Origin of the sequence: Devosia honganensis, from assembly GCF_042648785.1 — a bacterium.
Taxonomy (GTDB): Bacteria; Pseudomonadota; Alphaproteobacteria; order Rhizobiales; family Devosiaceae; genus Devosia; species Devosia honganensis.
Genome location: NZ_JBHRYD010000010.1, coordinates 220,391 through 245,114 on the forward strand (window position 1 = coordinate 220,391; position 24,724 = coordinate 245,114).

At 65.7% G+C, this 24,724-nt stretch carries 24 protein-coding genes; 17 read left to right on the forward strand and 7 right to left on the reverse strand.

The features are described from left to right. Positions 1 to 61: 61 nt before the first annotated feature. The 12 genes from ACFOOL_RS12045 to ACFOOL_RS12100 all read left to right on the forward strand — a co-directional run bounded on the left by ACFOOL_RS12045 (position 62) and on the right by ACFOOL_RS12100 (position 12,077). Positions 62 to 994, forward strand: a complete 933-nt coding sequence (locus ACFOOL_RS12045; protein ID WP_380097333.1) for a carbohydrate ABC transporter permease — start codon at positions 62 to 64, stop codon at positions 992 to 994. After that, the gene (locus ACFOOL_RS12050; protein ID WP_380097334.1) at positions 991 to 1,851 is read left to right on the forward strand and encodes a carbohydrate ABC transporter permease; all 861 of its coding nucleotides are present in this window, start codon (positions 991 to 993) and stop codon (positions 1,849 to 1,851) included. The genes ACFOOL_RS12045 and ACFOOL_RS12050 overlap by 4 nt, the downstream gene beginning before the upstream one ends. 3 nt (positions 1,852 to 1,854) lie before the next feature. Further along, on the forward strand, positions 1,855 to 3,363 hold the full coding sequence (gene argH, locus ACFOOL_RS12055) for an argininosuccinate lyase (protein ID WP_380097335.1): 1,509 nt from the start codon (positions 1,855 to 1,857) through the stop codon (positions 3,361 to 3,363). Further along, positions 3,363 to 4,430: an ABC transporter ATP-binding protein gene (locus ACFOOL_RS12060; protein ID WP_380097336.1), complete on the forward strand. Its 1,068-nt coding sequence runs from the start codon at positions 3,363 to 3,365 to the stop codon at positions 4,428 to 4,430. Before argH ends, ACFOOL_RS12060 begins: the two co-directional genes overlap by 1 nt. Continuing rightward, a complete protein-coding gene (locus ACFOOL_RS12065; protein ID WP_380097338.1) occupies positions 4,427 to 5,320 on the forward strand; it encodes a carbohydrate kinase family protein in 894 nt (297 codons plus the stop codon). The genes ACFOOL_RS12060 and ACFOOL_RS12065 overlap by 4 nt, the downstream gene beginning before the upstream one ends. A 172-nt stretch (positions 5,321 to 5,492) precedes the next feature. Next, positions 5,493 to 6,221, forward strand: a complete 729-nt coding sequence (gene nagB, locus ACFOOL_RS12070) for a glucosamine-6-phosphate deaminase (protein ID WP_380097339.1) — start codon at positions 5,493 to 5,495, stop codon at positions 6,219 to 6,221. A gap of 154 nt (positions 6,222 to 6,375) precedes the next feature. Continuing rightward, positions 6,376 to 7,074 (forward strand): GntR family transcriptional regulator, encoded by a 699-nt coding sequence (locus ACFOOL_RS12075; protein WP_380097341.1) that lies wholly within the window; start codon positions 6,376 to 6,378, stop codon positions 7,072 to 7,074. 101 nt (positions 7,075 to 7,175) lie between these two features. Continuing rightward, entirely contained in the window at positions 7,176 to 8,120 is a 945-nt protein-coding gene (locus ACFOOL_RS12080; RefSeq protein ID WP_380097342.1) for a Bug family tripartite tricarboxylate transporter substrate binding protein, read from the forward strand. Positions 8,121 to 8,124: 4 nt separating this feature from the next. Then, positions 8,125 to 8,655: a tripartite tricarboxylate transporter TctB family protein gene (locus tag ACFOOL_RS12085; protein WP_380097343.1), complete on the forward strand. Its 531-nt coding sequence runs from the start codon at positions 8,125 to 8,127 to the stop codon at positions 8,653 to 8,655. Next, complete coding sequence (locus ACFOOL_RS12090; protein WP_380097344.1) at positions 8,652 to 10,151, forward strand: tripartite tricarboxylate transporter permease; 1,500 nt, start codon at positions 8,652 to 8,654, stop codon at positions 10,149 to 10,151. Before ACFOOL_RS12085 ends, ACFOOL_RS12090 begins: the two co-directional genes overlap by 4 nt. A 19-nt stretch (positions 10,152 to 10,170) precedes the next feature. Next, positions 10,171 to 11,052 (forward strand): dihydrodipicolinate synthase family protein, encoded by an 882-nt coding sequence (locus ACFOOL_RS12095; protein WP_380097346.1) that lies wholly within the window; start codon positions 10,171 to 10,173, stop codon positions 11,050 to 11,052. A 98-nt stretch (positions 11,053 to 11,150) separates the two neighbouring features. After that, positions 11,151 to 12,077: a PfkB family carbohydrate kinase gene (locus ACFOOL_RS12100; RefSeq protein WP_380097347.1), complete on the forward strand. Its 927-nt coding sequence runs from the start codon at positions 11,151 to 11,153 to the stop codon at positions 12,075 to 12,077. 194 nt (positions 12,078 to 12,271) lie between these two features. Here ACFOOL_RS12100 and ACFOOL_RS12105 read toward each other — a convergent pair whose 3' ends face one another. The 7 genes from ACFOOL_RS12105 to ACFOOL_RS12135 form a co-directional block, all read right to left on the reverse strand. Continuing rightward, positions 12,272 to 13,213, reverse strand: a complete 942-nt coding sequence (locus ACFOOL_RS12105; RefSeq protein WP_380097348.1) for an N-acetylglucosamine kinase — start codon at positions 13,211 to 13,213, stop codon at positions 12,272 to 12,274. Further along, complete coding sequence (locus tag ACFOOL_RS12110) at positions 13,210 to 13,875, reverse strand: N-acetylmannosamine-6-phosphate 2-epimerase (RefSeq protein ID WP_380097350.1); 666 nt, start codon at positions 13,873 to 13,875, stop codon at positions 13,210 to 13,212. The genes ACFOOL_RS12105 and ACFOOL_RS12110 overlap by 4 nt, the downstream gene beginning before the upstream one ends. Then, the gene (locus ACFOOL_RS12115; RefSeq protein WP_380097351.1) at positions 13,872 to 14,738 is read right to left on the reverse strand and encodes a carbohydrate ABC transporter permease; all 867 of its coding nucleotides are present in this window, start codon (positions 14,736 to 14,738) and stop codon (positions 13,872 to 13,874) included. Before ACFOOL_RS12115 ends, ACFOOL_RS12110 begins: the two co-directional genes overlap by 4 nt. Then, on the reverse strand, positions 14,735 to 15,655 hold the full coding sequence (locus tag ACFOOL_RS12120; protein WP_380097352.1) for a carbohydrate ABC transporter permease: 921 nt from the start codon (positions 15,653 to 15,655) through the stop codon (positions 14,735 to 14,737). Before ACFOOL_RS12120 ends, ACFOOL_RS12115 begins: the two co-directional genes overlap by 4 nt. Before the next feature lie 205 nt (positions 15,656 to 15,860). Beyond that, on the reverse strand, positions 15,861 to 17,102 hold the full coding sequence (locus ACFOOL_RS12125) for an extracellular solute-binding protein (protein WP_380097354.1): 1,242 nt from the start codon (positions 17,100 to 17,102) through the stop codon (positions 15,861 to 15,863). A gap of 42 nt (positions 17,103 to 17,144) precedes the next feature. After that, a complete protein-coding gene (locus ACFOOL_RS12130; RefSeq protein WP_380097355.1) occupies positions 17,145 to 18,209 on the reverse strand; it encodes an ABC transporter ATP-binding protein in 1,065 nt (354 codons plus the stop codon). Between the two features lie 177 nt (positions 18,210 to 18,386). Next, positions 18,387 to 19,235, reverse strand: coding sequence for a MurR/RpiR family transcriptional regulator (locus ACFOOL_RS12135; RefSeq protein ID WP_380097356.1), 849 nt, complete (start codon positions 19,233 to 19,235; stop codon positions 18,387 to 18,389). Positions 19,236 to 19,478: 243 nt separating this feature from the next. Between ACFOOL_RS12135 and murQ the strand changes: the two genes are divergently transcribed. The 5 genes from murQ to ACFOOL_RS12160 all read left to right on the forward strand — a co-directional run bounded on the left by murQ (position 19,479) and on the right by ACFOOL_RS12160 (position 24,721). After that, positions 19,479 to 20,414, forward strand: coding sequence for an N-acetylmuramic acid 6-phosphate etherase (gene murQ / locus ACFOOL_RS12140; protein WP_380097357.1), 936 nt, complete (start codon positions 19,479 to 19,481; stop codon positions 20,412 to 20,414). Positions 20,415 to 20,417: 3 nt separating this feature from the next. Next, a complete protein-coding gene (locus ACFOOL_RS12145; RefSeq protein WP_380097358.1) occupies positions 20,418 to 20,909 on the forward strand; it encodes a GNAT family N-acetyltransferase in 492 nt (163 codons plus the stop codon). Between the two features lie 38 nt (positions 20,910 to 20,947). Continuing rightward, positions 20,948 to 21,937, forward strand: a complete 990-nt coding sequence (locus tag ACFOOL_RS12150; protein WP_380097491.1) for a glycoside hydrolase family 3 N-terminal domain-containing protein — start codon at positions 20,948 to 20,950, stop codon at positions 21,935 to 21,937. A 32-nt stretch (positions 21,938 to 21,969) separates the two neighbouring features. Further along, positions 21,970 to 23,625, forward strand: coding sequence for an ABC transporter substrate-binding protein (locus ACFOOL_RS12155; protein WP_380097359.1), 1,656 nt, complete (start codon positions 21,970 to 21,972; stop codon positions 23,623 to 23,625). Between the two features lie 118 nt (positions 23,626 to 23,743). After that, entirely contained in the window at positions 23,744 to 24,721 is a 978-nt protein-coding gene (locus ACFOOL_RS12160) for an ABC transporter permease (RefSeq protein WP_380097360.1), read from the forward strand. The last annotated feature ends 3 nt before the right edge of the window (positions 24,722 to 24,724 follow it).

The window sequence follows — 24,724 nt, forward strand, 5'->3', positions numbered from 1 at the left end:
TCCCTTGAAACGGGCCGGTGGCGGGATGCCTGCCGCCGGCCAATTGAATGCAGGAGCGATCATGGCGTCGGCGAACGTAAAGCGGGAAGCGGTGCCCATTCGCTTCTGGGACCGGCTGAACATCAGCACGAAACGGGTGATCTGGGCCTGGGCCTTCCTTGCCCTTCCCATCATCTTTTACGCGGGCATCCGCTTTTATCCCACTTTCCAGGCCTTCTGGCTGTCCCTGACCAATTGGGACCTGCTGCGGCCGGCCAAATTCATCGGCCTTGCGAACTATGAGAAGATGTTCGCCGATCCGCTGTTCTGGAAGGTGTTCCAGAACACCTTCGCCTATCTCATCATCGGCACGCCGCTCAGCCTGCTGATCTCCTTCGTCATCGCCTATTACCTGGACCGCGTGCGGTTCATGCACGGCTTCATCCGCGCCCTTTATTTCCTGCCCTTCCTGACCACTGCGGCGGCAATGGGCTGGGTCTGGCGCTGGTTCTACCAGCCGGTGCCGATCGGCGTGATCAACGGCTTCCTCAGCTCCATCGGCATCCCCCAGCAGCCCTTCCTGCGCTCGGTCGACCAGGCCCTGTTCTCCATTCTGGTGCCGGCCATCTGGGCGGGCCTGGGCTTCCAGATCATCATCTTCATGGCGGGCCTTCGCGCCATCCCCACCACCTTCTACGAAGCGGCGCGCATCGATGGCCTGGGCAATGGCGCCATTCTGCGCAAGATCACCCTCCCGCTGCTCAAGCCCACCACCGTCTTCCTGGTCGTGTTCTCGTCCATCGGCTTCCTGCGCATCTTCGACCAGGTCTACAACATGACCACCAACGACCCGGGCGGGCCGCTCAACTCGACCAAGCCCCTGGTGCTCATGATCTACCAGACCGCCTTCTCCTCCTATCAGATGGGCTATGCGGCCGCGCAGACCGTGGTGCTGTTCACCATCCTGCTCATCGTATCCCTGCTCCAGCTCTACGTGCTGAGGGAAAAGAAATGACCGCGATCACCGCTTCGAGCAAAGAGCTGGCGGCCAACCGCCGCGACATCCGCCCCGGCCGCATCATCATCTGGACCCTGCTGCTCATCGGCGGGCTCATCATGGTGACCCCGCTGCTCTTCATGTTCTCCACCTCGCTCAAGACGGCGGGCCAGGTCTATGACCTCAGGCTCATCCCCGCCGCGCCGACGCTGGACAACTACATCAAGGTCCTGGGCGACGGCCGCTTCCTGCAATGGTTCTTCAACTCGACCTTCATCGCCCTCACCGTGACCGCGTCCAACGTGTTCTTCGACTCCCTGGTGGGCTACACCCTCGCCAAGTTCGAGTTCCGCGGCCGTTACTTCATTTTCCTCGCCATCCTGTCCACGCTGATGATCCCCACCGAAATGCTGGTGATCCCGTGGTATCTGATGTCCAGCCAGCTCGGCTGGATCGATTCCTACTGGGGCATCATGTTCCCCGGCATGATGACGGCCTTCGGCACCTTCCTGATGAAGCAGTTCTTCGAAGGCGTGCCCAACGATTTCCTGGAAGCGGCGCGCGTCGACGGACTCAACGAGTTCACCATCTGGTGGAAGATCGCCATGCCCATGGTCGTCCCGGCCATCTCGGCCCTGGCCATCTTCACCTTCCTGGGCAATTGGACGGCCTTCTTCTGGCCGCTGATCGTCACCACCTCCAAGGAGCTCTACACGCTGCCCGTGGGCATTTCGAGCTTCTCGGCGGAATCCGCCATCCAGTGGGAGCTGATCATGACCGGCGCCGCCATCGGCACCATTCCCACGCTCCTGGTCTTCCTCGCATTGCAGCGCTTCATCGTGCGCGGCGTGATGCTGGCCGGACTGAAGGGTTGAGACATGACCGATCCACGCCTCGCCGACACCTCCGTCTTTCCCGACCCGGTCTATAAGCGGACCGTGCTTGGCCCCCTCTTCGACGGGGCCAAGGATCACCACGTCGCCGGCTTCCGCGCCATCGACCGGGCCCATCTGGTGATGCTGGCCGAAACCGGCATCCTCGATGCCGCCCAGGCCCGCGACATCGCCAGGGCCCTCGATAACATCGATGCGGAAATCGATCCTTCCGCATTGGTCTATACCGGCGAAGTGGAGGATTTCTTCTTCCTCATCGAGAAGGAACTCAAGAAGCGCGTCGGCCCCGATCTGGGCGGCCGCCTGCACACGTCGCGGTCACGCAACGACATCGACCATACCCTGTTCAAGCTCGGCCTGCGCGAGCGGCTGAACCTGCTCATCGGCAAGGCGCTGGCGCTCCACGCCGCGCTGATCGAGGCCGCAAGCCGAGAGAAGGCGACCCTGATCGTCGCCTATACCCATGGCCAGCCCGCCCAGCCCACCACGTTCGGCCATTACCTCTCGGCAATCGTGGAATTCCTCGGCCGCGACATCGAGCGCCTGTTCGAGGCCTATCGCATCGTCGACCTCTCCCCCATGGGGGCCGCCGCGATCACCACGTCCGGCTTCCCCATCGACCGCGCCCGGGTCGCCGAACTGCTGGGCTTTGCCGCGCCGCTGCAGAATTCCTATTCCTGCATTGCCGGCGTCGACTACATCACCGCCACCTATGGCGCCATCGAGCTGATGTTCCTGCATCTGGGCCGCCCCATTCAGGATTTCCAGGTCTGGACCAGCTTCGAGGTCGGCCAGATCTACGTCCCCAACGCCCTGGTACAGATTTCCTCGATCATGCCGCAGAAGCGCAATCCGGTGCCGATCGAGCACCTGCGCCACCTGGCCAGCCAGACCTATGGCCGCGCCCAGGCCATGCTCACGGTGATGCACAACACCCCCTTCACCGACATGAACGACAGCGAGGGCGAAACCCAGGCCATGGGTTACCAGGCCTTCGACAGCGCGTATCGCGTGCTCGACCTGCTCGCCGCCCTCGTCGCGCAGATCCGCATCGATCCGGCCCGGGTTGCGGCCAATATCCGCCGCTCCTGCATCACCATCACCGAGCTGGCAGACAGCCTCGTGCGCCGGGAGGGCCTCTCCTTCCGCGAAGGCCACGAGATCGCCGCCGCCGTCGCCAGGGCGGTCGTCGCCAGGAATGGCGATCTGGCCGAGGATGGCTACGCGCCCTTCGCCGAAGCCTTCGAGAAGGCCACCGGCCGCAAGACCGCGCTCGACCCGAAGACCTATGCCGAACTGGTTTCGCCCGAATATTTCGTCTCCGTGCGCACCCGCTATGGCGGTCCCGCGCCCGAGCCGCTGGGCGCCGCCATCGCCGGCTACAAGAACGACGCGGCCGATTTCGCCGCCCGACACGACAAGCTGCTGCGCCGCCAGGCCGATGCCGCGCATATGCTCAAAGAGCGTTTCGACGCATTGAAGGGAGCCGCCTGATGGCCAAGATCGAACTGCAGGGACTGGTCAAGTCCTATGGCGCCACCCGGGCCGTGCACGGCATCGACCTCACCATCGAGGACGGCGAATTCGTGGTCTTTGTCGGCCCCTCGGGCTGCGGCAAGTCGACGACCCTGCGCATGATCGCCGGGCTCGAGGACATTTCCGGCGGCACGCTGCTGATCGGGGACGAAGTGGTGAACCAGCGCGAGCCCAAGCAGCGCAACATCGCCATGGTGTTCCAGAATTACGCCATCTATCCGCACATGACGGTGGGGCAGAATATCGGCTTCGGCCTCTACACCTCCAAGCTCTCCAAGGCCGAGAAGCAGAAGCGCATCGAGGAAACCGGCAAGATTCTCGGTCTGGAAAAGCTGCTCGAGCGTCGCCCGGCGGCTTTGTCGGGCGGCCAGCGCCAGCGCGTCGCCATCGGCCGCGCCATGGTCCGCGATCCCGTGGCCTTCCTTTTCGACGAGCCTCTCTCCAATCTCGATGCGCAATTGCGCTCGCAGATGCGCATGGAGATCAAGAGCCTGCACCGGCGTCTGGGCACCACGATCGTCTATGTGACCCACGACCAGATCGAGGCCATGACCATGGCCGACAAGATCGTGGTCATGCGCGATGGCAACATCCTGCAGGTCGGCTCGCCCACCGATCTCTACGAGAACCCCGTCGACATCTTCACCGCCCGCTTCATCGGCAGCCCGTCGATGAACATGCTCGAGGGCACCATCACCGATGGCGCGCTCGCCATCGAGGGCGCCGGCATTTCCGGTCTCACCCTGCCCGGGCATGAAGGCACGGTGCGCGTCGGCATCCGCCCGCACGACCTCGTCGTGGGCCAGGCCCAGGGCGCCGGCCTTGTCGCCACCAGCATTGTCGAGGCGGTCGAGCCGCTCGGCGCCGAAACGCTGGTCCATCTCCGCCTCGGGAAGGATCTGGTCATCGCCACCGCGCCGGGCCGCGTGGTGCCTGCCATCGGCAGCACCGTCGAGATCGGCGCCGCCCCCGGCTCGCTCTACCTGTTCGACGCTGCCAGCGAGAAAGCTCTGGGCCGGGCATGACGTCCTCCACATCCAGGGCCGTGCTCAGCCTCGGCCGTATTTACTGCGACCTGGTGTTCCGGGGGCTGGACAGCATGCCGGTGCTGGGTCGCGAGCTGTTCGCCCGCGACTTCGCCATGACCCCCGGCGGCGGGGCGCTCATCACCGCCGCCCATCTGGCCGCCCTCGGCCGTCCCTCGGCCGTGCTCGCCCGTTTCGGCACCGATCCTCTTTCCGCCGCCCTGTCGGGCGAACTGGAGGATCTCGGCCTCGACCTGCGCTTCCTCGACCGCGCGGACGCGGCGGGGCCGCAATTGACGGTGGTCATGGTCAAGGACGGCGACCGCGCCTTCCTGTCGCGCCGTGCCGGCCACGCGCGTCCGTCGAGCTTCGAGACGGCGCTGGCCTGGCCCGAGGCCGCCCATCTGCACATCGCCGAATATGCGACGCTGCACGAGATGACCGACGCCATCTCCGCCGCCAAGGCCAGGGGGCTGTCGGTCTCGCTCGACCCGAGCTGGGACGACGAGCTCATTGGCGATCCCATGTTCTTCGAGCGCTCCACGGGCGCCGACATCTTCCTGCCCAATCTGGAAGAGGCGCGCGCCCTGACCGGCCAGGACGATCCTGCCGCGGCCATCGCCCGGCTGCACCGGCATTTCCCCATCGTCGCGCTCAAGAGCGGCGAGCAGGGCGGCCTGCTCGCCATGGACGGCGAGGTCATTTCGATGCCGACCCCGCGGGTGGACGTCATCGACACCACCGGCGCGGGCGATGCCTTCAATGCCGGCTTCCTGCATGCCTGGCTCGATGGCGCCGATGCGCGTGCCTGCCTCGCTGCGGCCATTGCGGCAGGCTCCCGCTCGGTGCAGGCCCCCGGCGGCACCGGCAGCCTGCGCGCCATCGCCTGATCGCACCCGCTGCGGCGGCTTTGCGACTTGCAAGGCGCCGCCCAACGGGTAAGAGCATGGTGCCGCTCGCATGCAGCGGCATGCCGGAGCCTTCCGGCACAATGGGCATCGGGGCCGCACGGCGCCCGGCGCTCCGGACAGAAGCGGCCACGCCTGGCCAGAAAAGCGAGCCATGACGAAACCAGAATTCCGTGTCCTGCCCAATGCCGCCGAGATCGCCTCGGCCGTTGCGGCCCATATCGCCCAGACGCTCAAGGCCAAGCCCGCCACGACGCTCGGCCTGGCCACCGGCAATACCTTCGTGCCGATCTATGCCGCGCTGATCGACCTCTATCGCCAGAACGGCTTTTCCTTTGCCGAGGCCGCCTCCTTCAATCTCGACGAATATGTCGGCTTGCCCAAGAATCACCCCGCCTCGTTCCGCGCCTATATGCGTCAGCGCCTGTTCGATCATGTCGACCTGCCGGCCGAGCGCGCCATGCTGCCCGAAACCGAGGGCGATCTGGCTGCCGACTGCGCCGCCTATGAGGCGGCCATCGCCGCACGCGGCGGCATCGACCTGCAATTGCTCGGCATCGGCCGTAACGGCCATATCGGCTTCAACGAGCCCGGCTCCCCCTTCGACAGCCGCACCCGCGTGGTCGAATTGGCCCAGTCCACCATCGAGGCCAACAAGGGCGATTTCCCGCCCGGCGAATTGCCGCCATCCAGTGCCGTCACCATGGGCATCGGCACCATCGTGGACGCCCGCGAAATCGTGCTCGTCGCCACCGGCGCCAACAAGGCGGCAGCGCTGACGCGCGCCTTCAACGCCCCCAAGGACGTGGATTGCCCGGCCTCGGCCCTGCAGGACCATCCCCACGTCATCATCTATTGCGACCCCGCCGCCCTGCCCGCCTGATCGAAGCGCAACCGAACCCTGCCAGGCCCCCGGATTCCTCCCCGGGGGTCTTTTTTGTTGCCGGCCCGTCATAAGCGCGGCCTATCGCCTGTCCTTCCTTGACTCCTTGATTGTTAACCGTTTACCGTAAACCGAAATGGAGGAGGCAAGAACGTTGAGGGGCGCCCCAGCGAGCATCATTCAGCGCGAGGCGCTCGGGTCGCAGGTGGCCGCGGCCCTGCGCGAGGCCATTGCAGGGGGCGAATTCGTCCGGGGCGAGCGCCTGATCGAGGCCGACCTGGCCGAGCGCTTCGGGGTCAGCCGCGGGCCGATCCGCGACGCCTTCCGCATCCTTCAGATCGAGGGCCTGGTCGAGAACCAGCAGCCGGGCGTCACCGTCATCGGCATCGATCACGACAGCATCAACGAGCTTTATTCCCTGCGCGGCGCCATCGAGGGCCTCGCCGTGCGCCTCGCCGTCGGCCGCTACGACGCCTCCCGCTTCGGCGAGATCCACCGCCAGGTCGAGGTCATGCATCGCGCTGCCGAAAGCGACGACGCCGCCGGTTTCGCCCAGGCCGACGTCGCCTTTCACAACGAGATCTGCCTGATCTCCGGCCACAAGCGCCTCGCCGATGTCTGGCAGCGCTACGAGGCCATCATGATGACGCTGTTGCGTCTGACCATTTCGCTCGAACAAGACCTCCAGGCCAGCGCGGCCAAGCATCGCGAACTGCTCGACCTCATCAAGCAGGGCGATCCGGAGGCGGCCGAAACCGAGCTCACCAATCACCTCGAAGGGTCTCGCGCCCGCATGGTGAAGGTCTGGGAACGCGCCCTGGAGAGGAGGCGGAGCAGGAGGGCACAGGACTGACGATATCGCCCGACAACGAAACCGGCTTGCCGCCGACACAAGGCAATGACCGTCGCCGGCCCCGCGGGCCGGAGCAACAAGTCAATCAATGAGAGAAAATAATGTATACCCGCAACATCTATGCAAAAGCCATCGCCCTTGCCGGGCTCCTCGGCGTCGCCCTGACGGTGCCGGCCATGGCGCAGGACGCCTTCCCCTCGAAGGACATCACCTTCGTGGTGCAGGCCGCCGCCGGCGGCGCCTCCGACCGCACCTCGCGCGCCATCGCCTCTGAGATCGAGAAGGATCTGGGCGTCAGCGTCATCGTTGAGAACCGCCCCGGCGCCTCGGGCACCGTCGCCTTCGCCCATGTCGCCGAGCAGCCCGCCGATGGCTACACGATCGGCTTCGGCCCGGTGGAGTTCGCCATTGCCGAGCATATCGGCTATGATTTCGACCGCGCCGACTACACCTATCTGGGCCAGGTGATGAACAGCCCCGTCGTGCTGGCGGTGGCCGCCAACAGCCCCTATGACAGTCTGGCCGACTTCATCGAGGCCGCCAAGACCACGGAAGTCTCGGTCTCCAATTCGGGCGCGGCCTCGGCCTTTGCCGCCACCGCCTTCGTCCTGGCGCAGATGACCGGCGCCAAGATCACCCCCGTGCCCTTCGACGGCGGCGCGCCCGCCGTGGCCGCGGCTTTGGGCAATCACGTCGACGCGGTGACCGCCGGGGCCGGCGAGACCGCCGCCGCCTTCGCCGACGGTTCGCTCAAGGTGCTGGCCATTTTCGACGAGAACGAGCATCCGCGCTTCCCCGGCGTCAAGACCGCCGCCGAGCAGGGCTTCGACCTTTCCTTCGGCGCCTGGGGCGGCGTCTATGGCCCGGCCGGCATTCCCGACGACGTCAAGGCCATTCTCGAGGAGTCGATCAGGAAGGCTGCCGCCTCCCAGACCTTCCTCGACGCGGTCACCCCCGCCGGCATCCTGCCGGAATACAAGAGCGGTGACGAGTGGAAGGCCTTTGTCGACGCGGAAGCGGCCCGCTACGCCGAAGTTCTGAAGTAAGCGCATGACCGGGCTGGAAAAGCTCGCGGCTTCGTCCGGCGGCCTCGCGCCGCCGGACGAGACGGTCGCGGAATACGATTTCTCCGCCTCCCCTTCGCGACGGCTCGAAATCGCCGTTGCCGTGACGGCGCTCGCCCTGTCGGTCGTGGCACTGGTGCTTTCGCGCAATATCTATCTGCGCATGGGCGCCGGCGGGCTCGACCCCAAATGGTGGCCCACCCTGCTGTCCGTCCTTGCGGGCGGGCTGTCCGCCATCCTGGTGGCCATGTCGCTGTTCGGTCCGGCCATGGGCCGGGGCGATCTCGAGAGCAGCCACCGCGACGGCTGGACCCGCATGCTGACGGCGCTGACCCTGACCGTTCTTTATGTCGTCGCCTGGTGGGGTCTGGGCTATGTCCTGCCCACGGCGGTCTATCTGCTCGCCCTGCTCTGGGTTTTCGGCCTGCGCAGCCCGAGAGGGCTGATCGTCTTTCCGGTGATAACCACCGCCTTCATCTACGGCCTGTTCCATTTCCTGCTGCGGGTGCCGCTATGACCGCCCTTGTGGATGGCCTGCTCGCCGTGTTCGAGCCCATGGTGATGATGTGCCTGGGCGTTGGCGTCGTCATCGGCATGCTGGTGGGCATGTTCCCCGGCATCACCGCGACCATGGCCGTGGCGCTGGCCAGCAGCTTCACCATGACGCTCGAGCCCGTTCAGGGTCTTGCCGTCCTGCTCACCATCTATGTCGCCGCCAATTTCGGCGATCGCATACCCTCCATCCTCATCAACACTCCCGGCACGCCCGCCTCCATCGCCACCACTTTCGACGGCTATCCCATGGCCAAGAACGGCCAGGCCGGGCTGGCGCTGATCGTTTCGGCGCTGGTCTCGGCAGTGGGCATTCTCGCCAGCATGGTGCTGTTCACCTTCGCCTCGGTGCCGCTGGCGCAACTGGCGCTCAAATTCGGCCCCAGCGAGATGTTCGCCGTGGTGATCCTGGCCATGACCATCATGATCTCGATCTCGTCGAAATCCATCGCCAAGGGCCTGCTCGCGGGCGTCATCGGCCTATTCATCGCCACCGTCGGCCGCGATCCGATCACCGGCGACGCGCGCTTCACCTTCGGCATCCGCGAACTGAACAGCGGGCTCGACTTCATCGCCGTCATCATCGGCCTGTTCGGCATTGCCGAATTGCTCGACCAATTGCTGACCCACCGCCCCTTCAAGGTCCGCCCGATCTCGGCGCTCGGGCGCTGGTGGCCGACCCGGGACGAATATAAGCGCATCGCCAAGCCCACCGGCATTGCCGGTCTCGTCGGGCTCGTCGTCGGCATCATCCCGGGCGCGGGGGGCGACATTGCCGGCCTGCTCGGCTGGGACCGGGCCAAGGCCGCCTCCAAGACCAGGGACAGTTTCGGCAAGGGCAATATCGAGGGCATCGCCGCCTCCGACACCGCCTCCAGCGCCACTTTGGGCGGCTCGCTCACCACCACCATGGCCCTGGGCATTCCCGGAGATTCGGTGATGGCGGTGATGATCGGCTCGATGATCGTCTGGGGCATCCAGCCGGGACCGAGCCTGTTCGTCAACCAGCCCGCCCTCGTGATCACCATCACCACGATCATGGTTCTGGCCACGCTGGTCACGCTCGCCATCAATCTGGTGCGCATGCCGATGATGGTGAAGCTGCTCGACATGCCGGTCCACTATATCTGGGCCACCGTGCTGGTCTTCTGCCTGGTGGGCACCTATGCCACCACCAACAATCTGTTCACCGTCGGCATCATGCTGGCCTTCGGCGTGATCGGCCTCGTGCTCAAGCGCTGCGGCATTCCCGCCAGCCCCATCGTGCTCGGCCTTATCCTGGGTCCCCTGGCCGAATCCAACCTGCGCCGCTCGCTGCTGATCGACGGTCCGGCCGGACTGGTCAACAAGCCGATTTCGGCCACCCTGCTGACGCTGGCGATCATCGCCATCTTCGCCGCCCTCATGACTCCCCTCCTCCAGCGCCGCCGCGCCGCCAGGGCCGCCGGCTCCATCACCTAACGACCACGAGTAGTCATTCATGTCCGCATCCAAACCCATCATCCTCACCGCGATCCCGGTCGCCTTCGGCGCCGATGGCGAAGTCTCCGTCGAGGCCAACACCGCCATCCTGCGCAAATGCGCCCAGTCCGGTGTCGATGGGGCTTTCGTGCTTGGCACGACCGGTGAATTCCCCTCGCTCAGCGAGGACGAACGCCGCGCGCTCACCCGCCTCAGCCTCGACGTGCTCGAGGACAAGCGCGTCGTGGTGCATGTCGGCGCCTCCAGCCTTTACGAAGTCGAGCGCCTCATCGCCCAGGCCCGCGCCGAGGGCGCAAGGGAAGTGGCGGCCATCACGCCCTATTTCCTGCCCTCCACCGACGAGGCGCTCAAGCATTTCTACGGCCGCATTTCCGAGATTTCCGATGGGCTGGGGGTCTTCGTCTATATCTTCACCGCCCGCACCGGCGTCACCGTCTCGCCCGAGTTGATGGCCGAGCTGGCCAGGCTCCCCAACATCATCGGCGTCAAGATCAGTGGTGAAAGCCTCGAACGCGTGGGCGAGTACCGCAAGCTCCTGCCGGAGGACTTCCTCGTGCTCACCGGCTCGGACCGCGAGATCGGCCGCCTCGGCCAGGTCGGCGCCGACGGGGTCATTTCCGGCATCGCCTCGGTCTATCCCGAGCCCTTCGTTGCCATGGCCGAAGCGGTGGCCGCCGGCGTCACCGACCGCGCCGGGCTCCAGGACGACGTCGACGCGACGGTCGATGGCCTTCTGGGCGATATCGAGCGGCTCAAGACCGGCCTGCGCCTCCAGGGCATTCCGGCGGGCAATGCCCGCATGGCGGTGGGCAAGCCGGACGCTCCGACCATGGCCCTGCTCGAAAGCCTCAATGCCCGCTTCGGCCGCCCGGCCGGCTGAAGCGGGCCCGGCAAGACTTCGCCAGTTTTCCGGCGGACGCGGCCCGCGGTTCGGCCCCGGGCCGATCCGCCCATGCTTTTCCCGCACCGGTTCAGCCCATGCCCAATCCTCCCCACATCGTCTTTGCCGGCGCCGCGACGATGGACATGATCTTCTCGGTCGATGCCCTGCCCCGAGGGCCCGGCAAGATCCTCCCCCGGGCGCTGGTCCAGGCCGCCCATGGCATGGCCACCAGCGCCGCCGTGGCAGCGACGCGCCTGGGCGGCCGGGCAAGCCTGGTCACCCGTATCGGCGCCGACATGATGGGCGATCACTTCATTGCCCAGATCGCGGCGGAGGGCGTCGATTGCCGCCACGTCCGGCGTTTTGAAGGCGTCCCCACCCCGCTCAGCGCCGTGATCGTCGACGACGATGGCGAGCGGCTCATCCTGCCCTATTACGATCCGGGCCTGGGCAGCGACCCCGCCTGGATTCCAGCAAGCCTGATCGCCGCTGCCGACGCCGTCCAGGTCGATGTCCGCTGGCCCGAAGGCGCCGCCAGGGTGCTCGAACTGGCCCGCGCCGCCGGCCGTATCGCCGTGTTGGATGCCGATACCGGCCCGGTCGAAATCATCGAAAGCCTGGCCGCCCTCGCCACCCATGCGGTCTTTTCCGAGCCGGCCGCGCTCGCGGTGTCCGGCGCCGCCGACATCGCCGCCGCCCTGCCCGTCCTTGCTGCACGCTTTGCCGGTTTCGTCGCCATTACCGGGGGCGTTGAAGGCTGCTTCTGGATGGAGAACGGCATCGCGCGCCAGGCCCTGCCGCCGCCGGTCAGGGCCGTGGACACGCTGGCCGCCGGCGACGTCTTCCACGGTGCCTTCACCCTTGCCATTGCCGAGGGCCGCGCCATTGCCGACGCCATTGCCTTCGCCAATACCGCCGCGGCGCTCAAATGCACAAGTTTCGGCGGCCGGCTCGGCACCCCGACCCGGGCCGAAGTCGATGCATGGCTGTCCCGCAATCCGCCAATCGCCGAAGGCCCATAGCCGGGCGAGGCCCGCCCCCGACCCTAGAGCCTTTCACTGTCAAGTGGATCAGCGCTTTCTTGCTCCCCTCCCCCTTGAGGGGAGGGGTCGGGGGTGGGGGTCCTTCGGTGCTCCGCCAAACCCACCCCCTCCCCAACCCTCCCCTCAAGGGGGAGGGAGCGCTGGTCGCCGATTCCGTCAAAACATGAAAGCCTCTAGCCGGAGCGCTGCGCTGCCAGGGTCGCCAGCCAGGCGTCATTGCCGCCCGCCTGCAACCGCGCCGCGGTGAGGCTGGCATCGGCATTGAGCAAGCGGACCTCGCGCCCGCCGAGCGTGTCGCGGATTTCCGCCGCGATCGCCGGGTGCAGCGCCAGCACCCCGCCGATAAAGCCGATCGGACGCGGCCCGACCCGCCTGACCAGCGCCTGCGCCAGGCGCGCGAGTTCCACGCCGGCCTGCCGCAGGATGGCTTGCGCTGCCGCGTCGCCCGCCACCGCCGCCCTGGCGACCGCCACGGCCAGCGTTCCGATCCGCCCGCGATCGCCCGCATAGACGAATTGGCGCACGTCGCTCCAGTCACGGCCGCCGACCTGTTGCAGCAGATTTTCGGCAAGAATGCTCACCGGCCCGAAATCGCCGTCCTGGTCCAGCACGCGGTAGATGCGGTCGAGCGCGGTCAGCGCGATCCAGCTTCCCGAACCGCCATCGTCGATCAGGATGCCCCGGCCGCCGACCCGCGTGAACGCGCCGTCCGCGCCGATATGAACGCCGATCGAACCGGTGCCGGCCGAGATGAGATGTCCCTCGCCCGGCGCAAAATTGGCCATATAGGCGAGAATGATGTCGTCAACGGCGATGACGCTGCCGGAGGCGACGCCGAATGCCTCGCCGACCAGCGCCGTGACCACGCCGGATACCGCCGGACCGTATCCGGTCAAGCCCAGGGTGACGCTGGCAATGGCAATGTCGCGCGGCGCGATCTCGGCCGCGATCGCCTCGAACGCGGCACGCAGCTTGTCTTTTTCCGCCGGATTGAACACATGGCCGGTGGCGCCCGCAGCCCTGCCCCGCGCGACTTCCCGCCCCTGCCCGTCGCACAGCACGTAGCGGCTGGCCGTGCCCCCGATGTCGAGGCCCAGATGCAGGCCGGGGCTCAACGCGGAACGCCCTCGGCAATGAACATGCGGGTAATCTCCCGCGGATTGGTGATCATGGTGCCCACCACTACCGCATGGGCCCCGGCCTCGAAACCCCGTCGCACCAGGGCCGGGGTGTTGAAGCGCCCCTCGGCGATCACCGGCACCGACAATCTCCTGGCCAGGCCTTCGAGCAGCGCCAGATCGGGACCCGCCGGCTTGGGCCGGGTCGCCTCGGTATAGCCCGAAAGCGTCGTCGCCACGTAGGTGGCGCCCCAATCGGCCGCGGCAAGCCCCTCGTCCAGGGTCGAGATATCGGCAAAGACCTCGGCGCCCAATTCCTCGCGGATGCGCCGCACCAGCACCGCCGGGCTTTCGCCGTCGCGCGGCCGCGGGGTGCAATCGAGCGCCACGACCTCTGCCCCGGCCGCGACGATGGCCTGGGCCGCGGCGAAATCGGGGGTGATGTAGACGGGATAGTCGTCCGAGAACACCTTGTGGATGCCGATGACCGGCAGGCCGGCCGCGCGCACCGCCGCGATATCTTCAGGGCCGTTGGCCCGGATGCCGACCGCGCCGCCGTCGCGCGCCGCCAGCGCCATGGCGCCCATGAAGCGGGGCCCGTGCAGGGGATTGTCCGCCCGCGCCTGGCACGAGACGATGAGACCGCGCTCCAGCCTCATTTGACCGCACCCGAGGTCATGCCGGCGATGAACTGCTTGGAGAGCACGATATAGATGAGGATGATCGGCGCGGCCGACAGCGTCAGCCCCGAGAACAAGACGCCCCAATCCGTGGTATATTCGCCCATGAAGGTCGTCAGCCCCTGCGGCAGCGTCTTCAGGTCGTCGTTCTGAATGAACACCAGCGGGAAGAAGAAGTCGTTCCAGATCGGCACCACGTTCTGGATGCCGGCGATCACCATGGCCGGCCGCACCAGCGGCAGCATGATCGACCACATGATCCGCGCCTCGCTCGCCCCGTCCATGCGCGCTGCGTCCTCCAGCTCATTGGGCAGGGTGCGAATGAAGCCGGTCATGATGAACACCGTCGTCGGCAGGCCCATGGCCGTATAGACGAAGATCAGCGAGAGCTGGTTGTTGAGGATCGAAAGATCCCGCATCAGCATGAATAGCGGGATGATGGCGAGCTTGAGCGGCAGCGTCAGCCCGGCGATGAAGAACATCAGGATGAAGGTCGAGCCCTTGAACTGGTAGCGTCCGATGGCATAGGCCGCCATCGTGCCCAGCGTCAGGATCAGCGCCATGGAAACGCCGGTCACCAGGAACGAGTTGAGCAGATAGCGCAGGAAATTGGTCTGCGTCCAGATCTTGAGGAAATTCCCCAGATGTGTGAAATCGGGAATGGAAAAGGGCGACTGGAAGATCTGCGGCGTGGTCTTGAAGGCGGAAAACACCATGATGACGATCGGCGCCAGCATGATGACGGTGTTGGCGATAAGGATGATCTGCAACAGCCCGTCGCGGCCCAGCGTCCCCAACAGGCCCCGGCGATCGTAATAGCTCGTGCTGGCGGTGACGCTCATATCTGGATCTCCCGGGCCCGCAATCGGGTGGTGATGACGCCGGCGATCAGCGCGATGAACAGGAAGATCAGGACCGCCAGCGCGCTGCCGAGCCCGAAATCCTGCTGGCCGGAGGATACGTTGCCGAAGGCGGTGCGATAGAAGTAAAGGCCCAGGACGTCAGTGGAGCCGAAGGGCGAGCCGTCGAGTCCGCCCATGATATAGGGCAGCTCGAACCAGTTGAAGGCGCCCACGAAGAGCAGCGTGAACACGATGGTCGCGCTCGGCGCCACCAGCGGCCAGACGATCTTGGTGATCTTCACCCACTCGCTTTCGGTTTCCATGCGCACCGCGTCGAGGATTTCTCCCGGGATGCGCTGCATTCCGGCCAGGAACACCAGGGTCGGGAACCCCACCATGTGCCAGGCCTGCGCGACGATGATGCTCCAGAGCGCTGTATTGCCCTGTCCCAGCCAGGGTTGCGCCAGCCAGCCCAGGCCCAGCCCCTTGAGCGAGAGGTTCACCACCCCGAACAGGGGGTGGTAGAACAGCTTGAACAGATAGGCGACGATGATGGTGGAGAGCACCACCGGCAGGAACACCGCGATGCGGTGGAACCGGGCGCCGGGCAATTCGCGCCAGAGCGCATAGGCCAGGATGAAGCCGAGCCCGTTCTGCAGCACCATCAGCGCGAAGAAGACGATCACGTTGTTCTTGAAGGCGTTGAGCGTCCAGCTCCGATAGGGCTCGACGAACAGCACCGTGTGGAAATTCTCCAGCCCCACGAAACCGCCCCGCCGCAATCCCTGCCAGTCGAAGAAGGCGTAGGCGAAGGCGGAAAAGATCGGATAGACGATGAACAGCGCCACGAAAGCCAGCGGCGGCACGATCAACGCGGTAATCCAGAGGCCGCGGCCTGTCATCCGAAGTTGGGGCATTTGGACCTCTGTTGCTGTTGAACGGCGTGGAGCCCGGCAGCCTCGCGCTGCTCACACATCCTGCCCCGCCGTCGTCATTGCCCGGCTTGTCCGGGCAATCCATCGTGCAGGGCCCATGGACCACCCGGACAAGCCGGGTGGTGACGATCGTGAGGGCATGGCGCGTATGGACGAGGGCGGGGCAACCCGCCCTCGCGGGCTCAGCTTACTTCTGGAACGGCTCGTACCAGGCGGCCAGGCCGGTGGTCAGTGCCTCGCCGATAGCTTCCGGCGTGGTTTCCCCGGCGAACAGCTTCTGCATCTCGCCCTGGATCAGCACCGAGCCGGACGGCTCGCCATAGCGGAAATGCGCCAGCATCAGATAGGGGATGGAGGACTGGTTGAGCTCGTTGACCTCGGCCAGAAGCGGGTTGTCGAAGCTGACGCCCGGCACCGTCGAGATATTGCTCAGCGTATTGGCGAAGGCCTGGCCGAATTCGGGGCTGGCCAGATAGTTGAGGAACTGGATCGCCGCGTCCTTGTTGGCGCCGGCGGCGTTGGCCGCATAGCCGCCGTCGAAATAGAGCCCCACGAGCTTGGGATCGTCCGCCGTTTTGCCCGGCGCGGCGAAGACGCCCATTTCGATGTCGGGATTGAGGCCCTGGAACGTCGCCATCTCATAGGAGCCGCCGATGAACATGCCGGCCATGCCCGAGGCGAACAATTGCTGCGCCGAGGGATAGTCGAGGCCGATGAAGCCGTCGGGGAAATAATCCGCCGCCACGGCGGCGATCTCGCCCAGTGCTCCGGTGAAGCGCTCATCGGTGAAGTCGGTCGAGCCTTCCATCAGCGCATCGTAGAAATCCTCGCCCATCAGCGAGGAGCCGAGGCCGAAGGTAACGGTCTCGTTCTGCCAGGCGGTCGCGGTGCCGTTGGCGAAGGGGATGATGCCGGCATCCCTGAGCGCCTGGCTCACCGCCACCAATTCGTCCCAGCTCTGCGGCTCCTCGAGCCCGTTGGCGTCGAAGATCTCCTTGTTGTAGATGACGAGCTGCGTCTGGCTGGCGAAGGGCACGGCATAGACCTTGCCGTCGGCGCGAACGCTTTCGGCCGCCAGGGCCGGGGCGGCGAAATCGGCCAGCGCCGGCACGTTTTCGGGCGAGATCGGCTCGAGATAGCCCGCCGCCGCCACATTTTCCAGCCCGCCATAGGCGCGCACCATCATCACGTCCGGGCCGGTGCCGCCGGCCAGGGCCGTCGACAGGATGGTATTGTAATTGGCCGCCTCGAACGCCTCGAACTTGACGTTGATGCCCGGATTGGCCGCCTCGAACGCCTCGATGAACTGCTCATAGGCGGCACGGTCTTCCTGGCGCCAGCTCCAGAACGTGATGTCCTGGGCCAGGGCCGGCGCCGCGACGAGCACTGCACCCAGAATGGCGCCGCTGCGGATCATAGTCTTTTTCATGGTTCTTCCTTCCCTTGAAACGTCGTGTGGCAATTTTCGGCCCTATGGGGCCAACCGCCGGCCATCCTCGGCGGAAAAGAAATGCGCCCCGGCCGGATCGACCGTGACGGTCACCTGCACGTCGGGCGCATAAAGATCGTTGGGCGCGGTGCGCGCCGCCAGCAGCGCGCCATCGGCGAGGCGCACATAGACATAGGCGTTGTCGCCCAGATATTCGGTATAGACCACCTGTCCGGCAAAGCCCTGGCCATCCGCGCCGCGCGCGAGACGGACCGCGTCCGAGCGCACGCCCAGCTTCAGCCTCGCGGCCTCGGGCAGGCCGTCCAGCGCCACCGCGCCGCCCCCGGGCATGACCAGGCTCCCGCCCTGCCGCTCGACATCGATCAGCGTCATGCGCGGCGAGCCGATGAAGGTGGCGACGAAGGTATTGGCCGGGGTCTCGTAGAGTTCGCGCGGGCTGCCCACCTGCTCGATCCGCCCGGCATTCATCACCACGATCTTGTCGGCCAGCGTCATCGCCTCGACCTGGTCATGGGTCACATAGATCATCGTGCCGCCGATATCGCGATGCAGCTTCGCGATCTCCAGCCGCACATCCGAGCGCAGGGCCGCGTCGAGATTGGACAGCGGCTCGTCGAGCAGGAACACTTCCGGCTTGCGCACCAGCGCCCGCCCGATGGCCACGCGCTGCCTTTGCCCGCCGCTGAGCTCGCGCGGCTTGCGCCTGAGCAGCGGCTCGAGCCGCAGCATGCGCGCCGCCTCGGCGATCTGCGCCTCGACCTGGTCCTTGTCGAGCCCCATCAGCCGCGCGCCAAAGGCCATGTTCTCATAAACGTCCATATGCGGGTAAAGCGCATAGGACTGGAACACCATGGCAATGCCGCGCCGCGACGGGGGCACGCTGTTCATGCGCTGGCCGTTGAGCAGGAATTCGCCTTCGGTGATCGGGTCCAGCCCGGCGATCAGCCGCAGCAGCGTGGACTTGCCGCAGCCCGAGGGCCCGACGAACACCACGAATTCCCGGTCCCCGATTTCGAGATCGATTCCGTGCAGCACATCGGTTTCCCGGAAGCGCTTCTTGATGCCGCGGAGTGAGAGCTGGGCCAAGTTACCTCCTCAGGTCGCCCGCCTCCGGCAGACGCTCCAACCTACGGAGCCCCCCTTGTGCCCCGGATGGTGGAATATTGAATTCCAAATGACGAAAGTGTCAAGAATAGAATATTACAAAATCCATTATGTGGACAACCCGGTCCTGCCGGTCCCGCCGCCCGGGCACCCGGGCCCTCAGGCCTTCAGCACGGTGACCGCGGCCTCGCTGTTGTGGATGAAGTCATAGGCGTCGGACTGATGCCGCAGCAGCAGGATGAACAGCATGTCCATCAGCATAAGCTGCGCGTCGCGCGCCGTGATGGCGGAGGAGCGCACCCGGTCCTCGTCGGCCACGGTGAACAGCCTGATATCGGCCAGTTCGGCCAGCGGGTTGGTCTGCATGCCGGTGGCCGAGATCACCGTCGCGCCCCGCCGCTTCGCCAGTTCGGCGATGCGCAATGTCTCGACGCTCCGCCCCGAATGGGACAGCGCCATCAGGGCGTCGTTCTCGTCCAGCGCCGAGGCATTGGAGATCTGGATATGGCTGTCGCTATTGAGCAGCACGACGCGCCCCAGCTTCAGCAGCTTGTAGGAAAAATCCTTGGCCACCAGCGACGAGGCGCCCACGCCCGCCAATTGCAGCTTGCGCGCGCCCACCAGCGTGTCGAGCGCGGCTTCCACCGCCGCCTCGTTATTGGCCGATGAGGTTTCGCGCATGGACAGCAGCTTGCTGCCGATCAGCTTCTGCACGATGGTGAGATAGCTGTCGCTGGCATCGATGGAGCCGTGGATGACCCCGCCCGGCGCGTGCCATTCCAGCGCCTTCGCCTTGGTCACCGCCAATTTGAGCTGCTGGTAGCCGGCATAGCCCAGCTTCTGGCTGAATTTGACGACGCTGGACTGGCTGCGTCCCGTCGCCTCGGCCAGCGCGCCCGATGACAGCTCCAGCATGCGGTCGGGATCGTCGAGGATGAACTGGGCGATCTGCCGGTCCGCCACCGTCATCGACGCCTTTTGCGCCTCGAGAAGTTTGAGAACGGACATGCTGGCTCCTGTTTCGTTGGTGGCGGATTCCGGAATTCTTTCAAGGACTTGGCCCGGATCGAGCCAAGGCCCCCCGGCCATCGCGGCACGGCGCGACTGCCAAAGCCGAGGATCGGAACGCATACCACCCCCGCCCCACTTTACACACATCTCCGATCAATCCGGAATACAATATTCCAAGTTTCGTTGACACATGGAATATTCATTCATAGCATCCCCTTCGGTTTCCCGAGTGATGGCATGATGGCAAAAAGCACACTGATCGCGGAATTGGAGCATCTGGTCTCCGAGACCCGCAATCCCAACACGATGCAGATCGACCTCATGTCGACCGAGCAGATTCTGGCGGCCATGAACGCCGAGGACGCGCTGGTTGCCGGTGCGGTCGAGGCAGTGCTGCCGCATATCGCCGAAGCCGTGAACCGCATCGTCGACGCCTTCAAGGCCGGCGGGCGCCTGGTCTATATCGGCGCCGGCACCAGCGGACGCCTCGGTGTGCTCGACGCCTCCGAATGCCCACCCACTTTCGGCGTGCCCGAGGGGATGGTGGTGGGCCTGATCGCCGGCGGCGACCGCGCCCTGCGCTATCCCATCGAAGGGGCCGAGGATGACCGCGGCGAAGGCCGCCGCGATCTCGAGCGCATCGACCTCGCCCCGCGCGACGTGGTGGTGGGCATCGCCGTCAGCGGCCGCACCCCCTATGTCATCGGCGGTCTCGACTATGCCAACGAGATCGGCGCCACCACCGTGGCCCTCTCGTGCAATCCCGTCTCGGCCATCGCCGACATCGCCGACATCGCCATTTCCCCGGTGGTCGGCCCCGAGGCCCTGACCGGCTCCACCCGCCTCAAATCCGGCACCGCGCAAAAACTGGTGCTCAACATGCTGACCACGGCCAGCATGATCCGTATCGGCAAGAGCTATGAAAACCTCATGGTCGACCTGTCGGTCAGCAATGCCAAGCTGGCGGCCCGCGCCACCCGCATCCTGGTCGAGGTGGCCGGCTGCAGCGCCGACGAGGCCGAGGCGATCCTGGTCAAGGCCGGCAACAATGTGAAGCTCGCCATCCTCATGGCCCTGACCGGCATGGAGGCACCCGCCGCCGAAGCCGCACTGGCGGATGCCGACGGCTTCCTGCGCCGGGCCGCCGCCGCGCATCAGCCTCGTGCGGTGAGTTGAAAAATGGATCTGCTGGTCAACCTCTATAGCCGCCGCCTCGAGCAATTGCGCCAGCGGGTCGAAGGCGTCGAGGCGACCATCAGGACGGCCCTGCCGCCCGAGCAGCACATCATCAAGGACTGGGTCCGCGCCAATTTCAGCGAATACTGGGTCAGCGAGGTCAGTGCCGCCATGGCCCATCAGCCGCCCGGCTGCCTCGTCGCCGTCATCGATGGCGAACTGGTCGGCTTCGCCTGCCACGATGCCACCGCGCGCGGCTTTTTCGGCCCCACCGGGGTGTCCGAAAACCAGCGCGGCAAGGGCATCGGCCTGGCCCTGTTCTACCACACCCTCGCCGCCATGAAGGCCCAGGGCCATGCCTATGCCATCATCGGCTCGGCCGGGCCCGTGGATTTCTACGTCAACGCCGTGGGCGCCATGCCCATCCCGTCCGACAACGAAGATATCTACCAGGGCCTGCTGCGCCTCAAACCCAGACCCGCTGCCGGAGATTGATCGTGCCGTCCACCACGCCGCTCGCTCTTTTCGTGGGTATGCCGGGGCTGGAGCTGTCGCCCGACGAGATCGCCTTTTTCCGCGAGACCAATCCGTTCGGCCTGTTCCTGTTCAAGCGCAATCTCGACAATCCCGAGCAGATCAGGCGCCTCTGCGCCCAGTTCCGCGAGGCGGTCGGGCGCGAGGACGCCCCGGTCTATATCGATCAGGAAGGCGGCCGGGTGCAGCGGCTCGATAACGGCAACTGGCCGCTCTATCGCCCCATCGGCCATTTCGGCGCCCTGGCCCGGAAGGACATGGAACTGGCCCGGCACGCCCTGCGCCAATCCTCGCTGGCCATGGGCTACATGCTCACCGATCTGGGGCTGGGCAGCGGCACGACCCCGGTGGTCGACCTGGCGCGTTCCGGCACGCACGACATCATTTCCTCGCGCTCCTTCGGCTCCGATCCGGAACTGGTGGCCGCGCTGGGCCGGGTGGTCGTCGACGCCCTGCTCGAGGTCGGCTCCATGCCGATCATGAAGCATATCCCGGGCTATGGCCGGGTCGATGTCGACCCGCACCATGACCTGCCGGTGGTTCGCGCCTCGGTCGAGGAGATGACGGGCACCGACTTCCTGCCCTTCATCCGCCTCCGCGACACGCCCTGGGCGATGGTCGCCCATCTCGTGTTCACCCAGGTCGATCCCGACCTGCCGGCCTCCATCTCGCCGCGCGTGTGCGAGCTCATCCGCTCGAGGCTCGGCTATGACGGCGTGCTCGTCACCGATTGCCTCACCATGGACGCCCTGTCGGGCAGTTGGGCCGAACGGGTTACCGCCGCGCTCGATGCGGGATACGATATCGCCCTGCACAGCCAGGGCGATCTGGCCGCCAGCGAAGCAGCCGCGATGGCCGCCCGCCCCCTGGGCGCGGCGAGCCTTGAAAGAATTGCCCGGGCCCAGGCACGGCTCGGCAGCAAGCGCGTGGATGTCGCGATGCTCCACGCGGAAGTAGAGCAGATCTTCAGGGAGAATGGCCTGGCCTGAAAGCCCGGTCTTACGCAAAGGAGAACAAGGGAATGCTTAGAACTTCGCTGATCCTGGCCATTTCGGCCGCGGCCCTCGCCATGGCCGCGCCCGTGGCCGCGCAATCGGTGCTGACCGTCAGCTCCGAACAGACCACCACCTATGTGCGCAATTTCAATCCATTCGGCCAGACCTCGGCCCGCGCCACCACGCTCGATTTCATCTACGAGCCGCTGGTGGTGTTCAACCGCCTCAAGAGCAACGAGGCCAATTTCCGCCTCGCCGAAAGCTACGAACTGGCCGACGACCTCAAGTCGATCACCTTCGTCTTGCGCGAAGGCCTGATGTGGTCCGACGGCGAACCGCTGACCGCAGACGACGTGGTCTTCACCTATGACTACATCGAGCAGTTCCCGGCGCTGGACTTCATTTCCGTATCGGAACAGATCGCCTCGGTCGAGAAGGTCGATGACCGCACTGTGCGCTTCAACCTCGAGGAAGCCAATTCGCTGATCGCCAACACCATCGTCGGCATGCCCATCGTGCCCGAGCATGTCTGGGCCGACATCGCCGACCCGGTCACCTTCGCCAATGAGAACCCGGTCGGCTCCGGCCCGATGACCGAGATCACCCGCTTCACCCCGCAGGTCTACGAACAGTGCCGCAACCCGCATTACTGGGACGCGGACAATCTGGCCGTCGACTGCATGCGCATGCCCCAGCTCGCCGACAATCCGCAGGTGCTCGCCGCGCTGGCCGACGGCACGCTGGACTGGGCGACCAGCTTCATCCCCGACATCGACAACACCTTCGTCGCCAAGGACCCCGAGCACCACAAATACTGGTTCACCCCCTCGAGCCTGGTGTCGTTCCAGCTCAGCCAGGTGACCCCGGACGAGAACAACCGCAAGGCCTTCACCGATGTGAACTTCCGCCGCGCGCTCTCCATGCTCATCGACCGCCAGACCATCGTGGACATCGCCGGCTACGGCTATCCGCTGGTCAACGAAGACCCCTCCATGCTGGGCGAGCTCTACAAATCCTTCTCCAATCCGGAAGTGGAGGCCCAGTTCGGTCAATACGGCAAGTTCGACCTCGAGGCCGGCATCGCCGCCCTTGACGCCGCCGGCTATGTCGACGCTGACGGCGACGGCTTCCGCGACAATCCCGATGGCACGCCGATCGCCATCGACATCATGGTGCCCAATGGCTGGACCGACTGGATCGACGCGGTGCAGATCTCCATGGAGACTATGACCGAGGCCGGCCTCAACGTGAAGATGAGCACACCGGAAGCCGCGGTCTGGACCTCGGGCCTGATCGCCGGCGACTATTCCATGACGCTCAACGCCCTGGCCTCCGCCGCCAATCCCTACTTCCCCTATATCCGCTCGTTCAATCCGGGGGATTTCGGCAAGAGCCGTTTCACCGCGCCGCATTGGGAAAATGCCGAGGTGATGGAGCTGCTGGGCCAGTACACCCAGATCAAGGATCCCGCCGAGCAGAAGGCCGTGATGGACAAGCTGCAACTGATCGTGGCCGAAGCCATGCCGGTCATCCCGATCTATAACAGCCCGTCCTTCTACGAATACAATACCAGCCGCTTCACCGGCTGGGCCGATGCCGACGACCCGAAATATTCTCCCGTCGTCTCCAACGCCAACCCGGCCCGCCTCCTGCAACTGCTGGACCTCGAGCCGGTGGAGTAAATCTCGGCTCCGCATCGGGGCTGGCCATCACCCCGCCCCTCCCCCTTGCGGGGAGGGATCAAGGGTGGGGGGGGCAGCCCCGATATCGGGCGCACCGCGATCGAAAGGAACATATGCAATGGGCTTTCTGTTGCGGCGCCTGGCGTTCTATCTCGCGGCCTTCCTGGCCGCGGCGACGATCAATTTCTTCCTGCCCCGCCTCATGCCGGGCGATCCCATCCAGATCATGTTCGCCAGCGCCGGCTCGGAGCTGTCGCTGGAAAACCTCAATGCGCTCAAGCTCACCTTCGGCTTCATCGACGCGCCCCTGCACGAGCAATATCTGTCCTATCTCAAGAGCGTCTTCACCGGCGATCTCGGGCGCTCGATCAAATATTTCCCCCTGCCGGTCACCGAACTGCTCGGCCGCGCCCTGGTCTGGACGCTGGGCCTTGTCGGCATCGCCACGCTGATCGCCTTTTCCCTCGGGACCTTTCTGGGCGTCATGGCGGCCTGGCGCCGCGGCACGCTGTTCGACTCCGTCGTGTCGCTGCTGGCGATCTTTTCCAGCTCGGTGCCGGCCGTGGTGGTTTCGCTGATCGTGCTCTTCGTCTTCGGCTACACCCTGGGCTGGTTCCCCAATGGCTATGCCGCCGATCCGATGCTCGATCCCGGCCTGACCTGGGAATATGCGCGCTCCGTGCTCTATCACGGCACCTTGCCCATGTTCACCCTGATCACCGTGCTCACCGGCGGCTTTGCCGTCACCATGCGCAACAACATGATCAACCTGCTCGGCGAGGACTATATCGTCATGGGCCGCGCCAAGGGCCTGTCCGAGGGCCGTGTCATGCTCTGGTACGCCGCCCGCAACGCGCTCCTGCCCACGGTGTCGAGCCTGGCCATCGCCATCGGCACCATTCTGTCCGGTTCGCTCATCATCGAGGTCGTGTTCAACTATCCGGGCCTGGGCAACACGCTCTACCAGGCCATCCTGGCCCGCGACTATCCGGTGATCCAGGGCCAGTTGCTGATCATGACCGCCGCCATGCTCGTTTCCAATTTCGTGGTCGATTTGAGCTATGTGCTGCTCGATCCGCGCCTCAAGAAGGCCTGAGCC